This window comes from Bacillus sp. AR8-1 (genome assembly GCF_008042345.1).
Classification (GTDB): Bacteria; Bacillota; Bacilli; order Bacillales; family Bacillaceae_G; genus Bacillus_A; species Bacillus_A cereus.
Window position 1 is genome coordinate 1 of record NZ_QNUB01000007.1, and the last position, 1,235, is coordinate 1,235.

The following is a 1,235-nucleotide window of genomic DNA, read 5'->3' on the forward strand; positions in this document are numbered from 1 at the left end:
GGGCTCATTTTTAATTTTGCCTTAATCCGTTTCGTATTATAATAATCTATATATTTTTCTAATTCTATTTTAAAGTGCTCTACATTTTCAAATTCTTTTATGTAGAGGAACTCCGACTTCATAATCCCAAAGAAATTTTCTATTACTGCGTTGTCGTAACAGTTGCCTTTTCGAGACATACTCTGGACGATAGCTCTTGATTCAAGTGTACGGACGTACTGTCTCATTTGATAATGCCATCCTTGATCCGAATGCATCAGTAGCTGGTGGGTTTCAGGTAAACGTTCCAATGCTTTCTCTAACATGTCTGAAACAAGCGAATACGTCGGTCTAGAACCAATTGTATAGGTAATAATTTCACCATTATACAAATCTAATACAGGTGATACATACAGTTTTTCTCCAAACAATTTAAACTCTGTAATGTCTGTTACCCACTTTTGATTCGGTGCATCTGTATAAAAATTACGCTCTAAAATATTAGGTGCAATTCTACCGACTTTTCCTTTATAGGATTTATATTTCTTCATACGCACAACACACTTTAACCCAAGCTCTTTCATAATGCGCTGAACCTTCTTGTGGTTCACTTTCTGGCCACGATTCGTTAATTCATCACGAATGCGACGGTAACCATAACGACCTTCATTTTCCTCATAAATCGCTTTAATCTCAGCTTTCAAATCGGCATCTAGATCTGGACGATTCATTTTCTTTACTAAATCATAATACGTGCTTCGAGGAATAGTAGCTAGCTCCACGAGTGCCTTGACCGAATATTTATGCCTTAATTCGTAGACTACTTGCGCTTTGTCTTGTTTTGTGATTTTTCCTTGTTTTGAACTAAGGCATTTAACTTTTTTAAGTACTCATTTTCCATCTCAAGCTGTTTAATGCGTGCTTCAAGTGCTTCGACTGACCCTTCAGCTAAAGGTTGTTTTAATTGTTTATTTGAATCTTTTTTCATGGATGGACGCCCCTTTTTCTTAGATTGAAGGGCATCAATTCCTTGTGTTTCGAGCTGTTTTTTCCAAACAGAAATCGTTGAAGGGGCAGGAATATTAAAGATAGCTGCCGTCTCAAATAAGGACATACCGTTTTCAATCATAAAGTTTAGTACGTCTAGTTTAAATTGTTGTGTGTAATTTGTACATCGTTTTAGAAAAGCTTCCAGACCATTCTGTTTATATTGGTTTACCCAATTCAAAATGATTGTGTCACTTATACCGAGCGAT

1 protein-coding gene is annotated in these 1,235 nt (G+C 36.1%); it reads right to left on the reverse strand.

Features of this window, described 5'->3' with window-relative positions:
• A protein-coding gene (locus tag DN400_RS03665) for an IS3 family transposase (RefSeq protein ID WP_147801548.1) occupies positions 1-1,235 on the reverse strand; the annotation gives its coding sequence in 2 pieces (ribosomal slippage) (positions 1-865 and positions 865-1,235; 1,236 coding nt annotated over the 2 pieces). This gene is flagged as partial in the annotation.